This window comes from Buchnera aphidicola (Neophyllaphis podocarpi) (assembly GCF_964059055.1).
Classification (GTDB): Bacteria; Pseudomonadota; Gammaproteobacteria; order Enterobacterales; family Enterobacteriaceae; genus Buchnera_M; species Buchnera_M aphidicola_A.
In genome coordinates this window covers 1-2,842 of record NZ_OZ060388.1, presented here as the reverse complement: position 1 = coordinate 2,842, position 2,842 = coordinate 1, and the positions used below count along the sequence as shown (strand labels likewise).

Genomic DNA, 2,842 nt, shown 5'->3' with positions numbered 1-2,842 from the left:
CTTTTAAATACAAACAAAAAATAGTATGTTCTTATTTTTATAATTTTAAGGTTAAAATAAAATTATTTAAGAAATAAATTAAAGAAATTTAGAAAATATATGTTAATTATATTATAAATATGAATAATTTTAATTTAGATAAGAAAATAAAACAAAATGCAAAAAATAGAACTGATAAAGAAAAAAGTAGTTTACAGGAAAGATCCTACTTTAACATTTAATCAAATATGTAAGGATAAAAAAAATACCCTATTGTTAGAATCTTCAGAAATTGATAAAAAAAATGCTTTAGAAAGCATGATGATAATAGATAGTTCTCTGAGAATTTCTGCTATAGAAAGAGATGTTAAGATAGAATGTCTTAGTTTAAATGGAGAACTATTAATAAAAAGAATAATAAATATCATTCCAAAAAAAGTATTTTGGTTTTACACAAAAAATGGAATTATAATAAATTTTCCTGAATCAAAAAAAAATATAGATGAAGAAAAAAGATTAAAATCAGTATCTGTGTTTGATACATTTAGAATATTAATAAAAAGTTTAAAACAATCAAAAAAATTTCCTAAAGCTATGTTTTTTGGAGGTTTTTTTTCTTATGATTTAGTTTATAATTTTGAAGATATAACAAATTTAAAGAGAACACAAAAATGTCCTGATTTCTGTTTTTATTTATCTGAAATACTTCTTATAATTGATCATTATAAAAAAAAATCTGTTATTCAAGCTAGTATTTTTGAAAATAATTTTTTGGAAAGAAATAGGATAAAAAAAAGGATTAATGAAATTGCAAATTTATTAAAAGATATACCAGGTCAAATACCTAATAAAAAATCAAATAGTTTAGAGATAACATCAAATAAAACAGATATTGAATATTGTAATATAATAAAAAAAATGCAAGATCAAATTAAGAACGGAGAAATATTTCAGGTAGTTCCTTCAAGAAAATTTCACATAAAATGTAAATATCCTTTGTCCGCATATCATGAACTTAAGAAAAGTAATCCTAGTCCTTACATGTTTTTTATGCAAGACAAAGATTTTACTGTTTTTGGTGCTTCACCAGAAAGTTCATTAAAATATGATTCAATTACAAGAAAGATAGAAATATATCCAATAGCAGGAACCAGGCAAAGAGGATTCAAAAAAAATGGTGAAATAGATTTAGACTTGGATAGTAAATTAGAATTAGAAATGAGAACAGATAGAAAAGAACTTTCAGAACATATTATGCTTGTAGATATAGCAAGAAATGATTTAGCTAGAATCTGTGAAAATGGAACTCGCTATGTTTCTAGTTTAACTAAAGTAGATAGGTATTCTTTTGTAATGCATTTAGTTTCTAGAGTAGTAGGAAAACTAAAAAGTAATCTTGATGTATTTCATGCTTATTGTGCTTGTATGAATATGGGAACTCTTACTGGAGCTCCAAAGATTAGAGCAATGCAATTAATTTCAGAGGTAGAATGTGAAAGAAGAGGAATTTACGGAGGTGCAATAGGATATTTCACAGGATTAGGATCTTTAGATACATGTATAATAATAAGATCTGCATATATAGAAAATGATATTGCAACAGTACAAGCTGGAGCTGGAATAGTATTAGATTCAATACCTATTTTAGAATCTGAAGAAAGCAAAAACAAAGCAAAAGCTGTATTAATAGCTATAAAAAAATCAAATTCAAAACAAAGAGAAAAATAATGAATGAGATTATGTTAATCGATAATGTTGATTCTTTCATATATAATTTAGCAGAACAGCTTAGAAGTTTAGACAATAAAGTATTGATATATAGAAACAGTGTCTATGTAGATAGCATCATTAAAGCAATATCTAAGATGCATAATCCTATTTTGGTTCTATCTCCTGGTCCTGGAAAACCATCAGATGCAGGATGTATGTCTATGTTATTAAAGAAACTCAAAGGTAAATTACCTATTATAGGCATATGTTTAGGCTATCAAGCTATAGTAGAATCTTATGGTGGAATAACTAAAAATGCTAAGGAAATAATACATGGCAGAGCTTCTTTGATCAGTCATGATAAAAAAGAAATGTTTGAAAAAATTCCTAATCCTTTATTAGTTGCAAGATATCATTCTTTAATATGTGATAAAGTACCAGAGTCATTAACTATAAATTCTTACTTTGAAGATATAATTATGTCAGTAAGAAACAATAGTGATAAAGTATGTGGTTTTCAATTTCATCCAGAATCGATACTAACACCTTTTGGCTCTCAATTATTAGAAGAAACAATAATTTGGACAAGAAATTAAATTAAAAAAAACATAATTTTAGAATTATGTTTTTTTAATGATTATATTATAAGTAATAATAGGTCTTAAGCTTCCTTAAATATACTATAATGAATCTTATATAGTTAAACGTAGTAAAGGGTAAAAAAATATATTTTTAACATTTTAAGTGAATACACGCTTTTTTTTAAAAAATCTAAAATCTAATATTTATAATATTAATCATAAATTTAAAATACAAAAAATTCTAAAAATAAAAAAAATTTTTCTATTAAAATATAAATTTTGTTAAAAATTTTTATCCTGTGGAAAAATCATTGTATTATTTGTAGATAACTTCTTTTCACATCTCCTCAAAAATAACAAATAAGCGAAAACATTTTAACTATAGTTAAATATTATACAATCTTTACTACATTGATAATCTTGTTTATAAATATAAAATATATCAAATATTCTATTATTACTAAAAGAATAAATAAATAAATAATTTATTTCTTTTATTATTTAACTTAACTTATAGTAATTAAATATATTTATATATATGTTATTATTGTAGGCATAAAACCTGTGGATAA

At 23.3% G+C, this 2,842-nt stretch carries 2 protein-coding genes; both read left to right on the top strand.

Annotated elements, in window-relative coordinates:
• Positions 1-156: 156 nt before the first annotated feature.
• Positions 157-1,707, top strand: coding sequence for an anthranilate synthase component 1 (locus AB4W60_RS02795; protein ID WP_367676345.1), 1,551 nt, complete (start codon positions 157-159; stop codon positions 1,705-1,707).
• Entirely contained in the window at positions 1,707-2,285 is a 579-nt protein-coding gene (locus AB4W60_RS02790; protein WP_343188901.1) for a glutamine amidotransferase-related protein, read from the top strand. Before AB4W60_RS02795 ends, AB4W60_RS02790 begins: the two co-directional genes overlap by 1 nt.
• Positions 2,286-2,842: the final 557 nt, after the last annotated feature.